Raw genomic sequence first — 22,307 nt, 5'->3', positions numbered from 1 at the left:
TATTTCTCCTCCACCGGAATCAGACCGCAGTGACGACGTCGTGATCGTCAGTATCGCCTACGGAAACAGAGCTCCACCGAACATCAGGAAGTGCTCCGGCGTCGAAAAACACCACTCTTCCCGCCCGGACAGCCTCCAGCAGGATCTCGGTCGCATGCCGACCGGCCTCCGTTCCGATTTGCCACAGCACTGGCGCGATCAGCAGACCCGCCCACCACAGCGGGTGGTAGACCACGGCAAGAGCGGCGGCCAGCGCAGCGAGCGGCACAGCCAGGGTCGTCCGGAACTCGGCCTCCGCCCGCGCCTGGTCCCAGGCCGTCCACAACTCCTTTTCCGCCGTGGTGAGCCTGGCTGGAACGAGCTCCAGCAGTTCGCGCACTGCGTCGGGCGTGAGGGTCCTGGCCGCCGAACGAACCAAAGTATCCTCGGCGGCATCGGAGCCATCGGTGCGCTGAATCCGCGCGGCCTGGTAGTCGGCTGTGCGGGGGCCACCGGCATTAACCTCACTGCGTAGACGTGTAGTGGTCACGTCGACGACTTGTTTCAACACCCGCTCGGACACCCCGGCGAACACCGCTCGTGGAGTCGCTCGGTGAACTTCACGGACGGTCCGGTTCACCCGTTCACCAATGGCGCGGGCGCCGAACCTCAGTGCAGACTGCCAAAGCACGCCCATCAGGTACACCACGAATCCGAGACCGGCAAGCGCGACGGGGCGACCGAGGGCACCGGCAAGGATCGCCACGTCGCGGACCAGGCCGATCTTCCCGCGGGCATCGAACCTCTCGATTCCGACGACCAGGACAATCGTCAGGGCGATGACCGAACCAGCAGCAACAGGGGTGCGCAATTGGCGCAGCCCGGGCAACAAGCTGGTCAGCATCTCGGCAGCTCCCTGGAATCTGATCGTCGGCCGCGTTCTCGCCGAACATTCAGACGAAACGATCACCGCGAGATGCCTGGCAGCACCTCTGCCGTTGATCAAGAGCTCCGGCCTTGTTGTTCAGCAGACTCCTGGTTGTCGCGCCGGCACGGCCACCTGTTACGGCTCGACAACTTGTGCTGCTTGAAACGTCTCGCCAATCCGCTTGCATACTCGTTGATGGCACGCCCGCGTTCCGACAGGGAGAGGATCAAACGCAAGCCAACCGCAGCCAAAGCGTAATCTCCTGGCGCTTGGGCAAGCAGCGGTAAGGCCGCCGGCTGAGGAGAATCACTCCCCCCTCAGCTGTCCCGACGTCGCACCGCCACCGGTCCCGGCTGGCAGGCCTACACCCTCAGTTACGTTTGACAACAAAGGAACTTCTGCTTGAGCTGCCGCGTCTTCCCCGGCCCGCGCGGCCGATAATTGCCGTTGGCGGTGTTGTGTCTCGACTGACCGGACGGCCCTCAGGTGACCGGGAAAGTCGTGCCGATGCCCATGCCGGTGATCCACTCCGGCACCGGCTCGTAGCTAGTCCAGACCAGAGGCGCGGCGGCCGCGACCTGGCCGATCAGCCAGCAGCGCACCTCGTGGCCGCCCGTGCCCGCCGACTCCTCCAGGCCCTCGTGGCCCAGCCGTGCCACCGCTTCCGGGTCCCCTTCGGCGAGCCGGGTGAGGAACCAGTTGTCCCACTCGGTGTTCACCCGGGCTCCCGGGTCACCGCCCATCGCGCGGACGCGGGGTTCGCGCGCCGCCGCGAAGGCGTGGACGTCGGAGCGGCCGTGGATCAGCGAGTCACGGCGGTCACCGACGACCTCGCGGGGGTCGTTCGACGGCAGCCAGTGCGACAGCCCGCCGCTCGCCACCACGAGCACCCGGCCGGGGAAGTCGGCCGAGCGCAGGGCCGCGCCGAGCGCTTGTCCTAACGCGACACACCGCCGCAGCGACGGCAACGGCGGCGCGGCGGTGTTCACTACCAGCGGCACCATCGGCAGCGAGATACCACCGGTGACCATCTCGTAGCTCTGCACGATGCCGTGGTCGACGGTGAGCGAATAGGACAGCGACACGTCGAACCCGGCCTCGGTCAGTCCGTTGTGGACCGACCACGCCAGCGGGCCCGCCACCGGCAGCGGGCCTTCGGTGCTGCCGAAGTCCCCGAACCCCATGGCGTGCTCGACCCCCAGCACGAAGGGCGGCATCACGTCGTAGAAGTTGCCGTGGAAGTGGTCCGGCCCGATCACGACGACCGCGTCGGGCGCGAGCATCTCGACCGCGCGGCGGACGCGGGCGGCGTCCGCGAGGAACTTCGCGCCCGGCCCGCCCTCGGACGGCGGCGGCAGCAGTGTCGCGAAAGGACTGTGGGACATGCCGGCGAACCCGGCGATCCCGGCCATCAGGACGGGTCCTTTCCGGACCGGAGCCAGGTGCGGTGGACGTCGAGGAACTCGGTGACCTTCTCCCACTGCGGCCAGTGCCCGGCGTCGTCGATCACGTGCAGCCGCGCGTCGGGCAGCCAGCCGAGCAGCAGCTCGGCCTCGTCGAGCCCGCCGGTCGGGTCGTGGCTCGTCCACAGCAGCAACGTCGGCGCCTTCACCAGCGACACCCACGACGGGTCCCACGCGAAGTCCTTGCGCACCTCGGGGTCCTGCAGCACGAGCGTGTTGCCGATCGCGGTGACGAACCCCGGCCGGGAGTAGATGCGGCGACGCAGGTTGACCAGCTCGTCGGTGACCATTTCTTTGTGGTGGAAAAGGAACTCCACCCGCCGGCGCACGGTCTCGTCGCTGGGGTCGAGCACCGCCGCCATCGTGCTGTCGCGCATCCGCGCCATCACCTCGGGTTTGTTGGCGATGTTGCCCGGGGTGTTCAGCACGAGCCGGTCGACGCGGTCCGGGTGGTGCGCGGCGGTCCACGCGACCACCCAGCCGCCGAGCGACTCGCCGGACAGGTGCGCGCGGCCGATGCCGAGAACGTCCAAAAGGGACACCAGGTGCCCGGCGAGGACGTCGATCGTGTACGGCCGGTCCGGCAGGTCCGACCAGCCGTGCCCGACCATGTCGTACACCGTGACGCGGAAGTCGCGGGCGAGGCCGGCCAGGTCGCGGGCGTAGGCCTCGAGGTGCCCGCCGGTGCCGTGCAGCAGCACCAGGTCCGGGCCGGTGCCCGCCTGCAACACGCGCGTGCGCACCGAACGGCCTTCCAGCGGCACGTAGACGTAACGCAGGGTGTGCTCGAGCTCGCCCAGCTCCCCCCAGATGCCGACGTGGTCGGGGATCGGCGGGGCGCCGCGGTCGGTGGTCGTCACTGGTCCTCCCGGTGGTCGAAGCGGGCGCGGGCCTCGGCCATCGTCGCCAGGCCCGCGCTCTGGCGGCAGCCGAGGCCGAACAGGCCCAGCAGCCGCGAGTTCTCGATGGTCAGGAACTCGACCGGGTGCTCGGCCGAGCCGTTGTGGTGCCGGTGCCAGGTCCACGGCGGGGTGTAGACGAACGACCCGGTCGTCCAGCGCACGGTTTCGTCCTCGATCTCGCTGTGGCCGTCGCCGGTCAGGACGAAGTGGACGGTCTCGTGGTGGTGGCGCTGCATGTCCGAGCTCTCCCCGGCCGGGATGACCTGGCGGAACAGCTCGAACGTCGTGGTCGGCAGCGTGCCGGCGACCCGCAGGGACGTCGGGTTCGGGACGGCGCCGGCGGGGATCTCGGCCAGCTCCTCGTCGTGCACGACCAGCGGCCGCGCGCCGCCGGGGCGGACGGTGTGGGCGATGCTGCCGAGGAAGTCGGTCATCGTGAAGCCGGGTCCGGTCGTGGTCATGGCACACCTTCCGTTCAGGCGGGACATTCCGTGCGGCCGCCGTCGACGGCCAGCACGGTTCCGTTGACATACCCTGCTTCGGCCGAGGCCAGGAACGCCACCGCGGCCGCGACCTCGCCGGGCGCCGCGGCCCGGCCGGCCGGGATGGCCGCGACGTCCTCGGCCATCGCGGTCGCGACGTCGACCCCCGCCGCGCCCGCCCGGCTGCGGACGATCTCCAGGCGCCGCGGGGTGAGCGTGGCGCCGACGGCGACGCAGTTGACCGTGACACCCCGGTCGGCGTACTCGAGGGCGGCCAGCTTCGCCGCCGACGTCGTCGCCGACCGCAGCACGGTCGACGCGGCGAGCCCCGGCTGCGGCTGCCGGACCGCCGTCGAGCTGATCACGACCACGCGGCCGAAGCCGCGCTCGGCCATGCCCGGCAGCGCGGCGCCCAGCAGCGCCAGCGGGCCGAGGACCAGCAGGTCGAGGTCGTGGTGCCACTGCTCGGCGGGGACGTCGAACACCCGGCCCGGCGCCGGGCCGCCGGCGTTGGCCACCACGACGTCGAGCGAGCCGTACCGCTCGCGGACGCGGTTCACGGCGTCGGCCGCCGCGGCCGGGATGGCCAGGTCGCACACGAGGTGCCCGACCCCCGGGCCCAGCGCCGACGCGGTTTCCGCGAGGGTCTTCTCCGTCCGGCCGGCGAGCACCACGCGGTGCCCGCTCGCGAGCAGCGCGGTGGCGCAGGCCGAGCCGATGCCCCCGGCTCCGCCGCCGACGAGGGCGACGCGGGTCTGGTTGGTCTCCATGATGTGTCCTACATTCGGGCCATGACCTCCGGCGGCCAAGGATGAGTCCCACTGCCCGGGACCCGGGTGGCGACAGCGCGGCGTCCGGCGCCCTCGAACGGGCCGCCGCGCTGCTGGACGCCTTCGACGCGACGCACCGCGAACTCCCCCTCGCCCGGCTCGTCGAACGTTCGGGGCTGCCCCGTTCGACCGTGCACCGCACGGCGGCCCGGATGATCGAGCTCGGCTGGCTGGACAAGCCCGGCGAGAAGTACCGGATCGGGCGACGCCTGTTCGAGCTGTCCGGCCTGGTCCCGGTGCGACACGAGCTGCGCGAAGCGGTGCTGCCGTACCTGCAGGACCTCTACGCCGCGGCCAAGACGACGGTGCAGCTCGGGGTGCTCGACGGCACGCGGGTGCTGGTCGTCGACAAGATCAGCGGACACCGCCAGCTGCCGATGCTCGACCAGGTGGGCGGGTTCGTCCCGGCCCACTGTTCGGGGCTCGGCCGGGCCATCCTCGCCTGGTCGGACGCCGAAACGGTCGGCGCGGTGGTCGCCGCCGGGCTCACCCGGCGCACCCCGCGCACGATCGGCACCGCCGAGGCGCTGGAGCGCGAGCTGGCCGTCGTGCACGAGCAGGGCTGGGCCTACGACCGCGAGGAGGGCATCACCGGCATCAGCTGCGTCGCGGCCCCGATCTTCGACTTCACCGGCAACGTGACGGCCGCGCTCTCGGTCACCGGGCCGAGTGCCGCGGTGGTGCCCGACCGGATCGGGCCGGCGGTGCGGATGGCGGCCGCGGCGGCCAGCCGCGCGTACTCGGCCCGGCGCTGGGCGTCACCGCGGCCGGACCTGCCGTCCCAGTGAATAGGACTCCCGGTTGGCCCGGCAGCGGAGGCTGTTCCACGCTGTGGCGCACGCCGAGCCGGGCTCCCGGCAGGCTGCCGGACGAGGAGGACCAGGCATGCGCGTCGCGATCATCGGGGCCGGGCTCGCCGGGCTCACCACGGCCAAGGTGCTCTTGCAGGCCGGCCACGACGTCGAGGTCTTCGACAAGGCGCCGGACGTCGGCGGCGTGTGGAGCCGGACCCGCCGCTACCCCGGGCTGACCACGCAGAGCCCGAAGGCCCAGTACTCCTTTTCGGACTTCCCGATGCCCCGGGAGTTCCCGGAATGGCCCACGGGCGCCCAGATCCAGGAGTACCTCGCGGCGTACGCCGACACCTACGGCGTCACCCCGCACCTGCGGCTGGGCACCCCGGTCGAGTCGGTGGTCCCCGACGGCGCGTGCTGGGTGGTGACCACCGGCGCGCAGGGGGCGTCGGTGGTCGACCGGGTGGTCGTCGCGAACGGCGTCTTCTGCGAGCCCGCGGTGCCGGACTACCCCGGCCGCGCGGAGTTCGAGGCGGCGGGCGGGCGGCTGCTGGCCGGTTCGGAGTTCCACGACGTGTCCGAGGCGCGGGACAAGCACGTGCTCGTGGTCGGGTACGGGAAGTCCGCCTGCGACGTGACCGTCGCGATCAGCGCCGTCGCCGCGAGCACCGACGTGATCGCGCGGCAGCTGCTGTGGAAGGTGCCGCGCAAGATCGCCGGGGTGCTGAACTTCAAGATGCTGCTGCTGACGCGGATGGGCGAGGCGCTGTTCCGCTACCGGTGGCTGCGCGGGTTCGAGAAGTTCCTGCACGGCCCGGGAAACCGGCTGCGGCGCGCGATGCTGAACTCCATCGGGACGGTGTCGGTGCGGCAGTTCGGGCTGGCCCGCCACGACCTGGTGCCGCGCGGCCGGATGGAGGACATCGTCAAGAACGCGATCGGCCTGGCGACCGAAGGGTTCTTCGAAGGTGTCGCCGACGGCTCGATCCGCGTGCGCCGGGACCAGGTGATCACGCGGTTGTTCGCGTCCGAAGGCCGCCCGTGCGCGGAGCTGGCGGACGGCACGGTGCGGCCGGCCGACCTGGTCGTCTGCGCGACCGGGTTCACCCAGGGTGTCCCGTTCCTGCCGGACACGGTCCGAAAGGGACTGTTCGACGAGCGCGGGAACTTCCTGCTGTACCGGCAGATCCAGCCACTGGCCGCGCCCGGTCTGTACTTCAACGGCTACAACTCGTCGTTCTTCAGCCCGCTCAACGCCGAGGTGGCGGCGCTGTGGATCGCGGCCGACCTCGCGGGCGCGCTGACCCTGCCGGACGAGGCGGCTCGGCGCGCGGACGTCGTCGCCCAGCTCGCCTTCCTCGACACCGCGACGGGCGCGCACCACTGCCGTGGCACCAAGATCATCCCGTTCTCCATCCACAACGTCGACGAGGTGCTCGGGGACCTCGGCGTCCAGATCGGCCGCTTCACCCGCTTCACGCACTGGCTGAACCCGGTCGCGCCCGCGGCGTACCGGGCGCTCACGCCCGCCGTGCTGACCCGGCTGGCGGAGACCCCCGAACCCGAAAAAGCCCCGCTCTGACTCGAGGAGGACCTCCGATGAGCACCGCGACCGGCCACCACGTCATCCACCCGGGCGACGGCACCAACCTGGGCGCGATCGGCCTGGGCATCCACGCCCGGCTGACCGGCGCCGACACGAACGGCGCGTACTCGCTGTTCGAATACGTCGTCCCGCCCGGTCTCGGCGGCCCGCCGACCCACATCCACAGCCGTGAGGACGAGCTGTTCACCTGCGTCCGGGGCCGGGTGGAGGTGGAGCTCGACGGCGTCCGGCACGTCCTCGGCGAAGGTGACTCGCTGCTCATGCCGCGCGGGGTACCGCACGTGTTCCGCAACCCGTTCGGAGAGGAGACGCGCATCATCGCGGTGGTTTCCCCGCCGGGGCTGGAGAACTACTACAAGGAGCTGTCCGAGCTGCCACCCGGACGCGACATGAAGCTGGTGGCGGAAGTGATGACGCGGTACGGCTTGGCGCTGCAGAAGTGAACCACGAGCGCATGGTCCACGAGATGTGCGCGGCGGTCGACGCGGGCGACGCGACGGCGTTCGCCGCGTGGTTCACCGAAGACGCGACGTACGTGTTCGGCAACGGCGAGCCGTTGACCGGCCGCACCGCGATCACGGAGGCGACGGCGGGCGCGGCGGGTGCGTTGCCGTGGGTCCGGCATGTGGTGGAGCAGGTCGCCGCGGTGGGTGACCAGCTGTTCTGCCGGTTCACGATCACCACGGCGGCTCCGGACGGCCGGACGTTGGCCCTGCCGTGCGTGACGGTGATGTGGCTGGACGGGGAGTTGGTGTCGGAGTATCGGGTTCATATGGACCTCACGCCGGCGTTGGCTCGGGAGGCTTACTCGCGGTAAGGCACGGCTGGGACGAGCGCGGCGGCGGTGCCAGGTGCCGTGCCTCGGCCTCCGACCGGGCGCGGCAGGGCGGCCGAGCGCCGGCCCCCTCTGTGCGGTCTGCACGTAGCCCGAGTCACCCGGTGGGGACTCTCCCCATGGTCAGAACCTCGTCACCGCCCTAGCGTGGGAGGCCGGTGACGAGGAGGTTCCCGCGGATGGTGATCGACGACCTGGCCGCCGCGCTGCCGGCTGACCGGCTGGTGCGGGATCCGGACGTTCTGCCCGGCTTCGCCCACGACGAAGCCGAATGGGCGCCCTACGCACTGCCCGCCGTAGTCGTCCGGCCACACTCCGCCGAAGAGGTCCAAACCGTCGTCAAAGCCTGCATCCGCCACCGGACCCCGCTCGTCACCCGCGGGGCCGGGACCGGGCTCTCCGGCGGGGCCAACGCCGGAGACGGCTGCGTGGTCCTGGTCACCGACCGGCTCACCACCATCAAGGAGATCAACACCCACGAGCGGTACGCCGTGGTCGAGCCCGGCGTGGTCAACGACGACCTGCGGGCCGCCTGCGCCGAACATGGCCTCTGGTACCCGCCCGATCCGGCCAGCTCGCCGTGGTCGACGCTCGGCGGGAACGTCGCCACCAACGCCGGCGGGATCTGCTGCGTCAAGTACGGCGTCACCCGGGACTACGTCCTGGGCCTGCAGGTCGTCACCGGCACCGGGGAGCTCGTCCGGCTCGGCCGCCGCACCGCGAAGGGCGTTGCCGGGTACGACCTGACCGGGCTGATGGTCGGGTCCGAAGGCACGCTCGGGGTGGTCACCGAGGTCACCGTGCGGCTGCGGCCCGCCCGCGCCGCGGAACGGACCGTCGCCGGGTACTTCGACACGACCGTCGACGCCGGGCGGGCGGCCGCCGCCGTCGCCGCCCGGGGCGTGCTGCCGTCGGCGCTCGAGCTGGTCGACCGGCACTGCCTCGCCGCCGTCGACCGGTGGAAGAACATGGGCCTGAGCGCCGATGCCAACGTCGTGCTCCTCGCCCGCACCGACGCCCCCGGCGCGCTCGGCGAGCACGAAGCCGCGGAGATCCTCGACTGCTTCGAGGGGGCCGGCGCGACCTGGGCCGCCCAGTCGACCGACCAGGCCGAGGCCGACGCGCTGTTCGCCGCCCGCCGGCTGGCCTACCCTGCGCTGGAACGCCTCGGCCCGGTGCTCACCGAGGACGTCTGCGTCCCGACGCAGGCCGTGCCCGAGATGCTCGCCCGCATCGACGCCGCCGCACAGCGCCACGGTGTCCTCATCGCCAACGTCGCCCACATCGGGGACGGCAACCTGCACCCGCTGCTCGTCACGCCCGCCGGCGACGAGACGGCGAAGAAGAACGCCCAGGCCGCCTTCGACGACATCATCACCGGCGCCCTCGACCTCGGCGGCACCGTCACCGGCGAGCACGGCGTCGGCCTCCTCAAGCAGCGCGGCCTCGCGCGCGAGCTCGGGCCCGGCGTCCTGGCCCTGCACCACGCCGTCAAGAACGCCCTCGACCCGCACCACATCCTCAACCCCGGCAAGGTCTTCCCCGAAGGGACACCCGCATGATCGTCCGCACCACCGCCGGCGAAGTCCGCGGCACGCCGACCGCCACCGGCGTCCGGTTCCGCGGCATCCCCTACGCCGCCGCGCCGGAAGGCGAGCTGCGGTTCGCCCCGCCCGTCCCGGCGCCGGCGTGGGACGGCGTCCGCGACACCACCGAAGCCGGGCCGACGGCGCCGCAGCGCCACCGCGAGATCCCGGGCCTCGACCTCTCGCCGCTGGTCGGCCGCCCCGGGCCGGCGGGCCCGGACTACCTGACGGTCGACGTCTGGACGCCGGACCCGGGCGCGAAAGGCCTGCCGGTGCTGGTGTTCGTGCACGGCGGCGCGTTCATCGGCGGCACCGGGTCCGCCGACGTCTACGACGGCACGGCGTTCTCCCGCGTCGGCGCGGTGCTGGTGACCCTGCAGTACCGCCTCGGGATCGACGGTTTCCTCCCGCTCGACGGCGAAACGACCAACCTCGGCCCCCGCGACCAGCTCGCCGCGTTGCGCTGGGTCCAGGACAACATCACGGCGTTCGGCGGCGATCCCGGCAACGTCACGCTGTTCGGCGAGTCCGCGGGCGCGATCAGCGTCGCCTGCCTGCTCGGTTCCCCGCTCTCGACGGGACTCTTCCGCCGCGCCGTTGTCCAAAGTGGACACGCGAACATGGTGCGCGGGCGCGGAGAACTGGACCGTCTGACGAAGGTCGTCGCCGACGGCCTGGGTGTCGAGCCCACCGCCGCGGCCTTCCGGACGCTGACGACCGAGCAGCTGCTCAGCGCGCAGGACGCGGTCCTGCAGCCCGGCAAGGGCCCGGACCTGCGGGACGAGAACGGCCTCGACCGCAGTTACGGCCTCAGCCCGTTCCTCCCGCTGGTCGGCGACGACGTCCTCCCGCGGCACCCGGGCGAAGCGATCCGCGACGGCGCGAGCGCCGACGTCGACCTGATCGCGGGGACGTGCCGCGAGGAGATGCTGCTGTACTTCGGCCCGACCGGGCTGGTCGACGTGCTGACCGACGAGCAGGCGGTTGTGATGCTGTCGGCGTCGCACCCGGACGCCGCGGACGTGCTCAAGCGCTACGGCCTGGGCGACGGCCGCAAGGCGGGCGAGGTGTTCGTCGAGGCGATGACGGACCTCGTGTTCCGCGACGGCGTCAAGGAGCTCGTCGAGAGCCACCGGGGCCGGTCGTACCGGTACGAGTTCGAGTGGCGTGCCCCGGTGTTCGGCGCGTGCCACGGCATGGAGCTGCCGTTCGTTTTCGACACGCTCGACGCGGCCCGCAGCCTGGTCGGCGACCACGCCCCGGCCGAACTCGCCAAAGAGCTCAACGCCGCGTGGTACTCCTTCGCCGCCACCGGCGACCCGGGCTGGGCCGAAGGAACCACGGCGCGCCTGGGCTGATGGACACCCACGGGCTGCGCGAGCTCTACGACCTCGTGCTGCGGCTGTCGGCGGTGCACGACCTCGACGCGCTGGTGCAGGAGGTCGTCGACCACGCGCGGCGGCTGCTCGGGGTCGACGTCGCCTACCTGGCGCTGGCGGAACCGGACGGCTCGCTCGTCATCCGCGTCACCGACGGCTCGCTGGGCCCGCGGCTGCGCGGGGTCGTGCTGCCGCCGCACAGCGGGCTGGCCGGGCGCGTGGCCGGCACCGGCGAGCCGGTGCAGAGCGCCGACTACCTCGGGGACAGCGGGCTCACGCACCTCGGCGCCGTCGACCGCGTCGCCGAGGACGAGGGCCTGCGCACGATCCTCGGGGTGCCGTTGCGGTTGCGCGGCAAGGTGGCCGGGGTGCTGATGGTCTCGCAGCGGGACGTCCGCCGGTTCACCGCGGCGGAGTCGTCGCTGCTGACCTCGCTCGGTTCGTTCGCCGCGATCGCCATCGAGAACGCGAAGCTGGTCACCGCGCTCGCGGCGGCGAACAACCGGCTGGAACGCGCTGTGCGGTTGCACGACGAGCTTTCGGAGGTGGCCGTTCCCGAAGACGTGGTCGTCCCGCTGTCGAAGCTGGTGCCCGGTCTGGTGCTCGTCGCCGACGAGCACGACGAAGTCCGTGCTGCCGCCCGCAACGGCGTCCCGATCGACGCGGTGCTCGAGGGCAAACCCTCGGCGTGGTTCGCGGACCCGGCCGCGCGGCGGGCCGAAGTCGGCGAGCGGACGGTGACCGTCCCGGTCGCGTCGGCGAACGCGTATTTCGGCGCGCTGCAAGTGGTTCCGGCCGAGCCGCTCGACGACGCGGACGTCCGGCTGTTGGAACGCTCGGCGCTGACCGTCGCGCTGGTGGCGTCCGTCGAGCGCGCGGTGGCGGACGCCGAGCGCCGGACGGCGGCGGACCTGCTGGAGCAGCTGGTCACGCGGCGGGTGCGCGACGAGCCGGCGTTCGCCCGCCGCGCGCGTGCGCTCGGCCTGGACCTGCGCCGCCCGCACCTCGCCGTGGTGACGCCGAACCTCGAAGCCCTGCCACGGTTGCGGGAGTTTGCCACGCGCCACGGCGGCCTCGCGGCCGCGGTGGACGACCGGCTGGTCGCACTGGTCCGCACCGACGAAACCCCGGCTCGCGCGCTGAATCTGGGCACCACCGGCTTGGCCGGGCCGGCGACCGGAGCCGCCGCACTGGCCGACGCGTACGACGACGCCGCGGCGTGCGTCCAGGCACTGGAAGCCTTGGGCCGCAGCGGTTCCACGGCGTCACCCGCGGACCTCGGCCCGTACCGCTACCTGCTCGGCCGGGCCGGGCGCGCGGACGCGAGCACGTTCGTCACCCGCACGCTCGCGCCGCTACTGGCCCACGACGAGGAACGCGGCACGGACCTCGTCCGCACCGCGGAGGTGTTCCTGCGGTGCGGCCGCCGCAAGGCCACGGCGGCCGACGAGCTGACGATCCACCCGAACACGCTCTACCAGCGCCTGGACCGGATCACCGTCCTGCTGGGCGACGACTGGCAGGACGGCGACCGGGCCCTGGACGTCCAGCTGGCCCTGCGCATCCACCGCCTGGCGGAAGAACTGTCCTAAGAGGACTAGCGACGGTTGCCGTTCTTGTCGCGGCGGCGCTCCTTCTCCAGGTCTTTGTCCCGGTTGTGGCGCTCGCGGTCGATGCCCTTCTTGCCGCCCAGCATGCCGGCGACCTTCGAGAACAAGCCCATTATCCGTTTCCTCCCAGTTGTGGATCTTCGATTTCAGCGTACCAAAAGTTCACGCTCAGTGCCTGGTCCGATACAGGCGCATGGTCGCCGGTGCGAACACCCCGACCAGCCCCGCGCACCACAGCAGCACCAAACCGGTCTGCCCGGACGTCAGCGTGCCGTCCATCGCCGCCCGGACCGCGGTGGTCAGGTGGGTGATCGGGTTGAGGCCCACCACCGACGCCAGCCAGCCCGGCATCGTCTTCGGGTCGACGAAGATGTTGCTGGCGAAGGTGAGCGGGAGCATCACGAACATGCTCAGCGACGTCACCGCCTGCGGGGTGCGCAGCAGCAGGCCGAGCGTCGTCCACAGCCAGCCGAGGCTGAACGAGAACACCAGCACCAGCGCGACCCCGGCGAGCACCCCGCCGAACCCGCCCGCCGGGCGGAACCCGAGGACCAGGCTCAGCACCAGGACGATCACGCAGCCGAGCAGGTACCGCGCGCCGTCGCCGAGGAGCGCGCCGACCAGCGCGGACGGCCGCCAGATCGACAGCGAGCGGAAGCGGTCGAACACCCCGGACACGCGGTCGGCGTTGAGCGCGCTGCCGGTGGTCATCGTGATCATCACGATCGTCTGCACCAGGATCCCCGGTTGCAGGTACTGCAGGTAGTTCCCGGTCGAGCCGGCGATCGCGCCGCCGAACAGGTAGGTGAACATCAGCGTCAGCATGATCGGGAACGCCGTCACGTCGATCAGCTGCTCGGGCAGGTGCTTGAGCTTGAGCAGCGTCCGCCGGCCGAACACCAGCGACGTCGTGAGCGGGCCCGGCCGCGGCGGCCGGGGGCGCGAGGTGAGCACCCCGCGCAGGTGCGCCAGTGCGAGCTCCTCCGCCGGCGGGGCCTGGACCTGCGTCATGTCAGCACGCCTTTCTCCGCGTCCGCGACCGGCTTGCCGGTCAGGGTCAGGAAGACCTCGTCGAGGCTCGGGTGGGTGAGGCCGAAGTCGGCGATGCCGATGCCCGCGCGGGACAGCCCGCTCAGGGCGGCGGACGCCTGGTCGGCCGGCCGGTCGGTGACCTGCGCGGTCAGCGTTCCCGGCTCCGCGCCGGAGTGCACCGGGACGCGCAGCTCGCCGGCGAGCACGCCGTGGGCCCGTTCGCGGTCGGCCGGGTCGGTGAGCCGCACGCGCAGCGCGGCCGAGCCGACCGACGCCTTCAGCTCCCCCGACGTCCCCTCCGCGATGACACGGCCGTGGTCGATCACCGCGATCCGGTCGGCGAGCTGGTCGGCCTCGTCGAGGTACTGCGTGGTCAGCAGCACCGTGGTGCCCGCGGCGACCAGCGCGCGGACGATGTTCCAGACCTGGTTGCGGCTGCGGGGGTCGAGCCCGGTCGTGGGCTCGTCGAGGAACATCAGGTCCGGCGCGACCACCAGCCCGGCGGCGATGTCGGCGCGTCGCCGCATGCCGCCCGAGTACGTCTTCACCGGGCGTGCCGCGGCTTCGGTGAGCTCGAAGACCTCGAGGAGCTCGTCCGCGCGTTCCTGTGCCTCGCGCCCGCGGAACCCGAAGAGCCGGCCGAGCAGCACGAGGTTCTCGCGCCCGGTCAGGTCCTGGTCGAGCGAGGCGAACTGCCCGGTGAGGCTGATCCGCCCGCGCACCTGGTCGGCCTCGGTCACGACGTCGTGGCCGAGCACCCGCGCGGCGCCGCCGTCCGGGGGCAGCAGCGTGGACAGCATCCGGACGGTGGTGGTCTTGCCGGCGCCGTTCGGGCCGAGGATCGCGTAGACCCCGCCGGTGCGGACCCGCAGGTCCACCCCGTCCACCGCGCGGGACTTCCCGAAGGTCTTGGTCAGCCCCGCCGCCTCGATGGCGAACTCGCCGCTCATCGCGCCTGCGCCACCACGTGCTCGAGGTGCTCGACCACTCCGTCGACCCCCGGCAGCGCGAGCATCTCCCGGTGGGCGCGGCGCACCTCGGCGCGCACGCCGTCGTCAGCGAGCAGCGCCGTCACGGTCTCGGCGATCGCGGCGCCGCTCTCCTCGGGCACCTTCCGGCCCAGGCCCATCTTCTCGGCCTGCGTGGCGTGGTACTCCTGGTCGCCCATCAGCGGCAGCCCGGCCATCGGGACGCCGGCGCCGACCGCCTCACGGGTGCTGTTGTACCCGCAGTGGGTCAGGAACGCCTGCGCGCACTGCAGCAGCAGCGGCTGCGGGATCCAGTCGTAGAGGTGGACGTTGTCGCCCACCGGGACCTCGACGGGATACCCGCCGGTCGCGACCACGGCGTGACAGTCCACTTCGGACAGTCCGCTCACGATGGCGGCGAGCGGCGTCGCGGCCTCCGGCGAGTGCTCGTCGGCCGCCACCCCCTGTTCGCGGATCGTCTTCACCATGCCGAGGGTGGTGCCGATCGACGCGATCACCAGGGGCTTGTCCCCGGAGAGCGCGGCGACCTCCGCGGGGAGGCGCAGGTTGCGCTTGACGTCCAGCGGCTGCCGGTAGGCGAACGCCTGCGGCGGCGCGTAGTTGGCGAACGAGTACTCGTGCGGCATGCAGTCGATGCGGCCGTTGCGGTAGATCGCGTTGCGGTCGTCGCTCTCCGGCAGGCCGACTTCACGACGGCGCTCGTTCAGCAGCGGCAGCAGGCCGTCCGGGTCGAGGGTGTTGCCCGCGCCCGACGGCACGGACAGCAGCGGCACGTCCAGCGCTTCGGCGACCAGGCAGCCCGACAGCTCGGAGCCGTCCCGCAGGACGAGGTCGGGCGCGAAGTCCTTGGCGAGCGGGAAGGTCTTCTCGAAGGCGCTGGTGACGTGCTTCTCCCCGGCGAACGAGATCATGTCCAGCCGCTCGTCGGGCACGCCGCCGTTGTGCTTCGCGGAGTACTCGCGGATGTTCATGATGAGCTCGCCGAGGTCCGGCATGGTGACCCGGACGTCCACCGGCTCGCCGTCGTAGGTCGGCACCAGGTAGCCGGAGGTGGCCACGAGGATCTCGTGCCCCGCCTCCGCCAGGCCCCTGGCGATCGGGAGCATCGCCCTGGCGTGCGAGGGCGAGCCGGTCACAGTGCACAGAACTCGCACGGTCGACACCTTCCATTGTGGACGCGGGAAGCAGCTTTGCCTGCGACAGTAGGTCGGCCGCGGGCCCCCGCGACACCCTTACCCACCCCTAGACGGCGGCGCGTTCCCGCAGCTGGAGACGCAGGAGCCCGACGATCTCGGGCAGGTGGTGGTCGAGGTAGAAGTGCCCGCCGCGGAAGGTGTGCAGCGTGAACGCGCCGCGCGTGTGCCCTTCCCAGGCGGCGATCTCCGCGGCGGTCACGCGCGGGTCCTCGGAGCCGGTCAGCGCGGTGATCGGGACGTCCACCGCCGCGCCGGGCGTGGGTTCGTACGTCTCGACCGCGCGGTAGTCGTTGCGGATCGCCGGCAGCACCATCCGCAGCAGCTCGTCGTCGCCGAACAGGGCGGCGTCGGTGCCGGCCAGCGCCCGGACCTCGCGGATGAGCTGGTCGTCGCCGAGCAGGTGGGACGTGCCGCCGCGGTGCGCCGACGGGGCCGCGCGGCCGGACACGACGAGCCCGGTCACCGCGGACCGCAGCCACAGCGCGACTTCGAACGCGACGGTGGCGCCCATGCTGTGGCCCAGCAGGGTCAGCGGCCGGTCGCCGGCGCCGGCCAGCACCGCGGCGATCTTCTCGGCCAGTTCGGCGATGCTCGCCGCGAACGGCTCGGCCCGCCGGTCCTGGCGGCCGGGGTACTGCACGGCGACCACCTCGGCCGGGCCGTCCGGGCCAGCGGCGAACGCCTTCGCCATCCGGTAGAAGTAACTGGCCGAGCCGCCGGCGTGCGGGAAGCACACCAGCCGGTGCCCGGGCCCGGGCCGGCGGTGGAAACTCCGGATCCAGCTGCTCTCGTGCACGGCACTCCCCTTCTCGCAGTGGCCTACCCGGGCAGATTCCCAGGGCGCGCGGACCGCGGACAACCCCTATCAAAACTCCCGTAACCCCTGTTCAGGGCCATTCACGAATAGGAGCCGCCCACCTTGACACGCCGTTCTCCCGCCCGGCATCCTCGAGAGACGCAGAACACATTTACTGCATTCTTTTCACCGCGAAAACCCAACCCACGGAGGACGAACCATGTCGAAAATCACGGTCACGCTTTCCGGTGGTCCCGCCGAGCTCATCGAGCGCCACCGCGAGTGGACGGTCGGCAACCTCGGCGACGTCGCCAAGGTCAGCTACGGCGCCGGCTACGAGCACTTCACCCACGAGGGGGAGTTCGTCACGACCAGCGGCGGCGCCCAGGTCCCGGTGTTCGCCTGGTGCGGCCGCACGCGCGTCGCCGAGTGATCGGCTAGGGGTGACCAGGGGTACCCGAGCGGGCGTGTCCCCGAATACCTTCGGAACGGGCACGATGTATCCGTCCATGGTCATCGCCATTCTCACTTTCAGCGCCAGGATTCGTGCTCGGCCTCCGAATTCGAGCCGGCCCGCAGAAAGGCACGATCGCTCATGACTACCTTCCCCCTCGAGCGTCCGCGGGAGAACGGGACGCTTTCCGGACCGCTCACGATGTTCGGGCCGGACTTCCCGTTCGCCTACGACGACTGGATCGGCCACCCCGGTGGCCTCGGCACGCTGCCCGCGGCCGTCCACGGCACCGAGGTGGCCGTGGTCGGCGGCGGGGTCGCGGGTCTCGTCGCCGCGCACGAGCTCCTCCGGCTGGGCCTGCGCCCGGTCGTCTACGAGGCGGAGCAGCAGCTCGGCGGCCGGATGCGTTCGGCGGCCTTCGACGGCCACCCGGACTCGGTCGCCGAGCTCGGCGCCATGCGGTTCCCCGTGTCGGCCACCGCGCTCTACCACTACATCACCGAAGCGGGCCTGGACACGAAGGCGTTCCCGAACCCGCTCGACCCGGCCACGCCGAGCACGGTGATCGACCTGGAGGGCCGCACCACCTGGGCGCGCACCGCCGCCGACCTGCCGTCGGTCTACCAGCAGGTGTCCGACGCCTGGGACAAGGCACTGCAGGAGAACGCCGAGCGCTCGGCGATCGAGGACGCCATCCGCCGCCGCGACGTCGGCAGCATCAAGGCGATCTGGAACAACCTCGTCTCGCGGCTCGACGACCAGTCGTTCTACGAGTTCATCGCGAACTCGACGTCGTTCTCCTCCTTCCGCCACCGCGAGATCTTCGGCCAGGTCGGGTTTGGCACCGGCGGCTGGGACACCGACTTCCCGAACTCGATCCTGGAGATCCTGCGGGTCGTGTTCAGCGGCGCCGACGACGAGCAGCGCAGCATCGTCGGCGGCTGCCAGCAGCTGCCCGAGCGGCTCTGGACGCACCGCCACCACGGCGCGGCCCACTGGCCGGACGGGACGTCGCTGGCCGACCTGCACGGCGGGCAGCCCCGGCCCGGGGTGGCGCGCATCGAGCGGGCCGGCGACCTGATCACCGTGCGGGACAGCTGCGGGGACGCGCGGACGTACCCCGCGGTGGTCTTCACCCCGCACGTGCGGCTGCTGACGACCCGGATCCGCACCGACGAGAGCCTGCTGTCGCGTCCACTGTGGACAGCGGTCGAACGCACGCACTACATGGGCTCGTCCAAGGTCTTCGTGCTCACCGACCGGCCGTTCTGGCGCGACCTCGACCCGGGCACCGGCCGCGACACGCTGAGCATGACGCTCACCGACCGCGGGCCGCGCAGCGTCTACCTGATGGACGACGGCCCGGACCGCCCCGGCGTGATGTGCCTGTCCTACACCTGGAACGACGACTCGGCGAAGCTGGCCACGCTGGACGACGGCGAGCGGATGGACAGCATCCTGGCCACGCTCGAACGCATCTACCCCGGCGTCGACATCCGCGCGCGCCTGGCCGGCCCGCCGATCACCGTCACGTGGGAGAACGAGCCGAACTTCAACGGCGCGTTCAAGGCGAACCTGCCGGGCCACTACCGCTACCAACGGCGGTTGTACACCCATTTCATGCAGCAGGAGATGCCGCCGGGACAGCGGGGTTTCTTTCTCGCCGGAGATGACATATCGTGGACAGGCGGTTTCGCGGAAGGCGCGGTGACAACGGCGCTGAATGCGGTCTGGGGCGTACTTAACCACCTCGGCGGCACCACGGTTCCGGGCAATCCGGGACCGGGTGACCTCTTTTCCGAACTGGCCCCGGTGGACCTCCCGATGGACTGAGCACGCCACCCCGGAGCAGGCGCTACTCCCCCGGCGCCGACCTCGGGGGCCATGACAGCAGCCGGGCACGCGAACCGCGTGCCCGGCTGCTGTTTATCCAGCTCAAGGTCGTTTTTGCGGCCCGGATCCCCCGCACGACGGGGGCCGGCTCCTCCCGCGGCGGCCGCCGGACCTCCACCCGGATCTCCACCGTGCGGAGGTCCTGCTCCACCCGGGTGGAGCAGTAGTGTCCAACGTGTCGGAAGCAGTCGGAACCGGCGGAGGAAAGCATCCGGAAACGGGTGCGGGAACAGACTCACACGGAGGAAATCTGCCATGGGTGAAGTTATCGGTTTCATGCTTCTCCGTTTCGCCATGATCGGCGGCGGAATCATCTTGCTCCTGCTGCTCATCGGCGTTGTCGTGTTCGCGCTGAAGAAGACCGGCCGGTTCGACCAGGCGAAGTCGATGGTGGAGCCGGTCGTGCGCAACAAGCTGAGCAAGAGCCAGGGGTACAAGGGCGCGCTCGGCACCAAGGCGCTCGACTACCTGAGCGAGCGCGAAAAGCAGGGCAACATCAAGCACAAGGAAATCGACTGACCCAGCCGTCGAACGGCTGACGGGGAGGAACCACCATGGACACCACCACCGTCCTCGCGGACACCAGCATGAGCGACGTCATGGACCTCATGTTCGAGCGGTACCTGATCATCGGCGGCGTCGCGTTGCTCGCGATCCTGCTCCTGGGCGTCATCGTCCTGATGTTCAAGAAGAAGAGCTAAGGACCATGCAGGGCTCCGGCGACGAGGACACCGAACTGGGGCTGGCCGAACGGGTCGCGCCGGGGTGGCTCGTCGTCCAGGTCATCAGCACGCTGCTGCTGCTCGGCGCGTTGCTGACGGCGCGGGCGTCCCCGCTGGTGTGGACGGTCTGCGGCGTCAGTTTCCTGTGCTGGCTGCTCTTCGCGCTGTCCGACCGGACCTGGCCGCGGACCTCGACCGCCGCGCTCGCCCTGTGCTCGTTCCTGCCCACGCTGGTGGTCGGGTGGAGCACGGACGGCACGGCGATGCTGATGGCCGGCGTCCCGCTCGGGGTGTTCGCCGCGCTGGCCGGGGTCAGCGCGAACCTCATCATCGCCTTCGCCGGCTTCGAAGTCGGCGTGGTCGTCGCCAGCTGCGCGCTCGCCCACCAGTCGTGGGTGACGATGCTCGGCTACGCGATCGTGATGCTGATTTCGACGCTGTTCGGGCTGAACCGGCGGCAGTACCAGGTCCAGGCGCACCAGGCGGAACTGCTGCTCGAGCAGACGCGCCTGATGCACGACGAACACGCCAAAGCCGCGGCGCTGCAAGAGCGCACGCGCATCGCGAGGGAGATCCACGACGTGCTGGCACATTCACTCGGCGCCTTGAGTGTGCAGCTGGATCTCGCCGAAGGACTGCTGAGCGTCAAAGGCGACCGCGAGGCCGCGCTGGAGCGGCTGCGCCGGTCCCGGCGCCTGGCGAACGAAGGCCTGAACGAGGCTCGGCGCGCCGTCGCGGCGTTGCGGCACAACTCGCCGCCGCTGCCCGCCTCGCTGCGGGAGCTGGCCGCCGAGCACGAAGCCGACCACGGTGTGCCGGTGACCTTCGAGACCACCGGCACCGCGCGGCCCATCCGGCCCGAGACCGCGATCTCCTTGCTGCGCGCGGGACGCGAGGCGCTGACCAACGCGGCTAAGCACGCGCCGGGCGCGCCCATCGGGATGGTGCTGGACTTCTCCGACGAGAAGGTGACACTGCGGGTGCACAACGAGCCCGTGCGGGTGCCGGTGCAGCCGTCGGCCGAGACGCAGTCGTCGGGCTACGGCCTCGTGGGCATGGGCGAGCGGCTGGCGCTGGTCAGCGGTTCGCTCGTCGCCCGGCCGGCGGACCCGGCCCGCGGCGGCTGGCTGGTCACGGCCGAGGTGCCGGAATGAGCGACGGGACGATCCGCGTGATCGTCGCGGACGACCAGCAGATCATGCGGGAAGGGCTTGTCGCGTTGCTCGACCTGATGGACGGCATCGAGGTCATCGGTAACGTCGGCAACGGCGAAGAAGCGCTGCGCGTGATCGCCGAAGACCCGCCCGACGCGGTCCTGATGGACCTGCGCATGCCGGTGCTCGACGGCATCGAGACCACCCGGCGCATCGCCGCCGAGCACCCGGGCATCGCGGTGCTCGTGCTCACCACCTACGTCGACGACGAGTCGATCGCCGCCGCGCTGCACGCCGGCGCGCGGGGCTACGTGACCAAAGACGCCGGCCGCGAGCAGATCGCGGCCGCGTTGCGCGCCGCCGCCGCGGGGCAGATCACCTTCGACGCCGCGGTGTCGCAACGGCTGGTCGCGGCGTTCAACCACTCCGGGACCACGACGGTGACCGCACCGCCGACGCGGACGGGTATTCCCGGGTTGACCACCCGGGAGTCCGAAGTGCTCTCGCACATCGCCCGCGGCCTGAGCAACGCCGAGATCGCCACCGCCATGCTGATCGGTGAAGCGACCGTGAAAACGCACGCCAACAATGTTTTCATGAAAATCGGCGTCCGCAACCGCAGCGAGGCGGTACGGTACGTCTACCAGCATGGACTCGGGGACTGAGCACCCCTATTCCACCCGCCCCGAGTCAGGGGCCAGCTAGGGGTCATCGAATCCCGGCAGGGGTTGTCCGGTAATCACGGCGCTGGCTAGCCTTTCGTTCGTTCCCGGAATTCCGGGAAATCGCACCGCCCGCGTCCCGAGCTCATTTCCGGGAAATCCGGCGGGCCGACGACGAAAGAGCCGGCGCTGATGACCAACGAGAGTTCACGACACCCGTTCGGGCTGTCGACGGGCGACCAGGTGCTCGTCGTCGCCCCGCACCCGGACGACGAGACCATCGGCCCCGGCGGCACGGCCGCCCGGCTGGCCGCCGCCGGCATCGGCGTGCACGTGCTGTGCGTGACCGTCCGGGCCGCGAAGATGTGGGGCTCGCACAGCGATCCGAACACCCGGCTCGCCGAGTTCGAAACCGCTTGCAAGGCGCTGGGCACGACCACGCAGACGATCGCCTGGGTCGACGAGACCGGCGACCTCGACATCACGACCAAGCAGCGTGACCTGGTCAACCTCATCGAGAAGCACGAGGAGTGCTCACTCTCGGCGGTGCGGCCGGAGGCGCTGATCATCCCCGCGGCCGGCGGGTACCACCAGGACCACCAGGCGGTGTTCCGCGCCGCATTCGCCGCCGCCCGGATCCAGGGCCCCGGCCTCAAGCCGACGCCGAAGATGGTGCTCGGCTACCGCGGGGTCGAGGACCGCTGGTCCGCCGACTCGGAGCCGTGGTGGGTCCACGTCGACACCTCCGCGCACTGGGCCGACAAAGAAGAAGCACTGCGCGCCTACGGCACCCAGATGCGGCCGGGAAACCAGCCCCGGTCCCTGAACCACGTCCGGACCATCGACGCCGCCACCGGCGGGTCGCACTGCTGGGAATACGGCGAATCGTTCGTGCCGTACCGGATGTCCTGGTGACCGAGCCGGCCAAAAGCAGGCCGACCGCCGCGCGGCACGCAACCGTTGCCACGAAAGCCATTCGGCCGTGACTGCGGTCGGATCGGTCGCGATCGGCACA

24 protein-coding genes are annotated in these 22,307 nt (G+C 71.3%); 14 read left to right on the top strand and 10 right to left on the bottom strand.

What is annotated here, in order from left to right:
• Positions 1-19 precede the first annotated feature (19 nt).
• The 5 genes from ACZ63J_RS34900 to ACZ63J_RS34880 form a co-directional block, all read right to left on the bottom strand.
• Entirely contained in the window at positions 20-883 is an 864-nt protein-coding gene (locus tag ACZ63J_RS34900; RefSeq protein WP_465398981.1) for a hypothetical protein, read from the bottom strand.
• A 506-nt stretch (positions 884-1,389) separates the two neighbouring features.
• Positions 1,390-2,319 carry a DODA-type extradiol aromatic ring-opening family dioxygenase gene (locus ACZ63J_RS34895; RefSeq protein ID WP_465398980.1) on the bottom strand — a complete coding sequence of 310 codons (930 nt, stop codon included), beginning with the start codon at positions 2,317-2,319 and terminating at the stop codon, positions 1,390-1,392.
• Positions 2,319-3,230, bottom strand: a complete 912-nt coding sequence (locus tag ACZ63J_RS34890) for an alpha/beta fold hydrolase (protein WP_465398979.1) — start codon at positions 3,228-3,230, stop codon at positions 2,319-2,321. Before ACZ63J_RS34890 ends, ACZ63J_RS34895 begins: the two co-directional genes overlap by 1 nt.
• Entirely contained in the window at positions 3,227-3,733 is a 507-nt protein-coding gene (locus ACZ63J_RS34885; RefSeq protein ID WP_465338367.1) for a cupin domain-containing protein, read from the bottom strand. Before ACZ63J_RS34885 ends, ACZ63J_RS34890 begins: the two co-directional genes overlap by 4 nt.
• A 14-nt stretch (positions 3,734-3,747) precedes the next feature.
• On the bottom strand, positions 3,748-4,524 hold the full coding sequence (locus ACZ63J_RS34880) for an SDR family oxidoreductase (protein WP_465338368.1): 777 nt from the start codon (positions 4,522-4,524) through the stop codon (positions 3,748-3,750).
• A gap of 41 nt (positions 4,525-4,565) precedes the next feature.
• Between ACZ63J_RS34880 and ACZ63J_RS34875 the strand changes: the two genes are divergently transcribed.
• The 7 genes from ACZ63J_RS34875 to ACZ63J_RS34845 all read left to right on the top strand — a co-directional run bounded on the left by ACZ63J_RS34875 (position 4,566) and on the right by ACZ63J_RS34845 (position 12,376).
• Positions 4,566-5,372: an IclR family transcriptional regulator gene (locus ACZ63J_RS34875; protein WP_465398978.1), complete on the top strand. Its 807-nt coding sequence runs from the start codon at positions 4,566-4,568 to the stop codon at positions 5,370-5,372.
• Positions 5,373-5,469: 97 nt separating this feature from the next.
• Positions 5,470-6,960 carry a flavin-containing monooxygenase gene (locus ACZ63J_RS34870; RefSeq protein WP_465398977.1) on the top strand — a complete coding sequence of 497 codons (1,491 nt, stop codon included), beginning with the start codon at positions 5,470-5,472 and terminating at the stop codon, positions 6,958-6,960.
• Positions 6,961-6,977: 17 nt separating this feature from the next.
• The gene (locus tag ACZ63J_RS34865) at positions 6,978-7,427 is read left to right on the top strand and encodes a cupin domain-containing protein (RefSeq protein WP_465398976.1); all 450 of its coding nucleotides are present in this window, start codon (positions 6,978-6,980) and stop codon (positions 7,425-7,427) included.
• A complete protein-coding gene (locus ACZ63J_RS34860) occupies positions 7,424-7,801 on the top strand; it encodes a nuclear transport factor 2 family protein (RefSeq protein WP_465398975.1) in 378 nt (125 codons plus the stop codon). Before ACZ63J_RS34865 ends, ACZ63J_RS34860 begins: the two co-directional genes overlap by 4 nt.
• A 197-nt stretch (positions 7,802-7,998) precedes the next feature.
• Complete coding sequence (locus tag ACZ63J_RS34855; protein WP_465398974.1) at positions 7,999-9,381, top strand: FAD-binding oxidoreductase; 1,383 nt, start codon at positions 7,999-8,001, stop codon at positions 9,379-9,381.
• Positions 9,378-10,763: a carboxylesterase/lipase family protein gene (locus tag ACZ63J_RS34850; RefSeq protein WP_465398973.1), complete on the top strand. Its 1,386-nt coding sequence runs from the start codon at positions 9,378-9,380 to the stop codon at positions 10,761-10,763. The genes ACZ63J_RS34855 and ACZ63J_RS34850 overlap by 4 nt, the downstream gene beginning before the upstream one ends.
• Entirely contained in the window at positions 10,763-12,376 is a 1,614-nt protein-coding gene (locus ACZ63J_RS34845; RefSeq protein ID WP_465398972.1) for a helix-turn-helix domain-containing protein, read from the top strand. The genes ACZ63J_RS34850 and ACZ63J_RS34845 overlap by 1 nt, the downstream gene beginning before the upstream one ends.
• Before the next feature lie 5 nt (positions 12,377-12,381).
• Here ACZ63J_RS34845 and ACZ63J_RS34840 read toward each other — a convergent pair whose 3' ends face one another.
• The 5 genes from ACZ63J_RS34840 to ACZ63J_RS34820 form a co-directional block, all read right to left on the bottom strand.
• Positions 12,382-12,507 carry a hypothetical protein gene (locus ACZ63J_RS34840; RefSeq protein ID WP_465311523.1) on the bottom strand — a complete coding sequence of 42 codons (126 nt, stop codon included), beginning with the start codon at positions 12,505-12,507 and terminating at the stop codon, positions 12,382-12,384.
• Positions 12,508-12,562: 55 nt separating this feature from the next.
• Positions 12,563-13,405, bottom strand: a complete 843-nt coding sequence (locus ACZ63J_RS34835; protein WP_465398971.1) for an ABC transporter permease — start codon at positions 13,403-13,405, stop codon at positions 12,563-12,565.
• Positions 13,402-14,376, bottom strand: a complete 975-nt coding sequence (locus ACZ63J_RS34830) for an ATP-binding cassette domain-containing protein (protein ID WP_465398970.1) — start codon at positions 14,374-14,376, stop codon at positions 13,402-13,404. The genes ACZ63J_RS34835 and ACZ63J_RS34830 overlap by 4 nt, the downstream gene beginning before the upstream one ends.
• A complete protein-coding gene (locus tag ACZ63J_RS34825; protein WP_465338378.1) occupies positions 14,373-15,569 on the bottom strand; it encodes a glycosyltransferase in 1,197 nt (398 codons plus the stop codon). The genes ACZ63J_RS34830 and ACZ63J_RS34825 overlap by 4 nt, the downstream gene beginning before the upstream one ends.
• A gap of 88 nt (positions 15,570-15,657) precedes the next feature.
• Positions 15,658-16,407: a thioesterase II family protein gene (locus ACZ63J_RS34820; RefSeq protein WP_465398969.1), complete on the bottom strand. Its 750-nt coding sequence runs from the start codon at positions 16,405-16,407 to the stop codon at positions 15,658-15,660.
• Positions 16,408-16,627: 220 nt separating this feature from the next.
• Here ACZ63J_RS34820 and ACZ63J_RS34815 point away from each other — a divergent pair, with 220 nt between their 5' ends.
• The 7 genes from ACZ63J_RS34815 (at position 16,628) to ACZ63J_RS34785 (ending at position 22,207) form a co-directional block, all read left to right on the top strand.
• Positions 16,628-16,840, top strand: a complete 213-nt coding sequence (locus ACZ63J_RS34815; RefSeq protein ID WP_465338380.1) for a DUF5988 family protein — start codon at positions 16,628-16,630, stop codon at positions 16,838-16,840.
• Between the two features lie 162 nt (positions 16,841-17,002).
• Positions 17,003-18,694, top strand: a complete 1,692-nt coding sequence (locus ACZ63J_RS34810; RefSeq protein ID WP_465338381.1) for a flavin monoamine oxidase family protein — start codon at positions 17,003-17,005, stop codon at positions 18,692-18,694.
• Between the two features lie 336 nt (positions 18,695-19,030).
• Positions 19,031-19,273: a hypothetical protein gene (locus tag ACZ63J_RS34805; RefSeq protein WP_465398968.1), complete on the top strand. Its 243-nt coding sequence runs from the start codon at positions 19,031-19,033 to the stop codon at positions 19,271-19,273.
• A gap of 35 nt (positions 19,274-19,308) precedes the next feature.
• On the top strand, positions 19,309-19,455 hold the full coding sequence (locus ACZ63J_RS34800; protein WP_465311531.1) for a GGIII-like transmembrane region-containing protein: 147 nt from the start codon (positions 19,309-19,311) through the stop codon (positions 19,453-19,455).
• A 5-nt stretch (positions 19,456-19,460) separates the two neighbouring features.
• Complete coding sequence (locus ACZ63J_RS34795; RefSeq protein WP_465398967.1) at positions 19,461-20,630, top strand: sensor histidine kinase; 1,170 nt, start codon at positions 19,461-19,463, stop codon at positions 20,628-20,630.
• Positions 20,627-21,295 carry a response regulator gene (locus ACZ63J_RS34790; RefSeq protein ID WP_465338383.1) on the top strand — a complete coding sequence of 223 codons (669 nt, stop codon included), beginning with the start codon at positions 20,627-20,629 and terminating at the stop codon, positions 21,293-21,295. Before ACZ63J_RS34795 ends, ACZ63J_RS34790 begins: the two co-directional genes overlap by 4 nt.
• 189 nt (positions 21,296-21,484) lie before the next feature.
• Positions 21,485-22,207 (top strand): PIG-L deacetylase family protein, encoded by a 723-nt coding sequence (locus ACZ63J_RS34785; RefSeq protein ID WP_465338384.1) that lies wholly within the window; start codon positions 21,485-21,487, stop codon positions 22,205-22,207.
• Positions 22,208-22,307 lie beyond the last annotated feature (100 nt).

Source organism: Amycolatopsis sp. NPDC104863, assembly GCF_055582965.1.
Note: the sequence above shows the minus strand (reverse complement) of the source record. Positions and strands in the feature narration are given on the sequence as shown.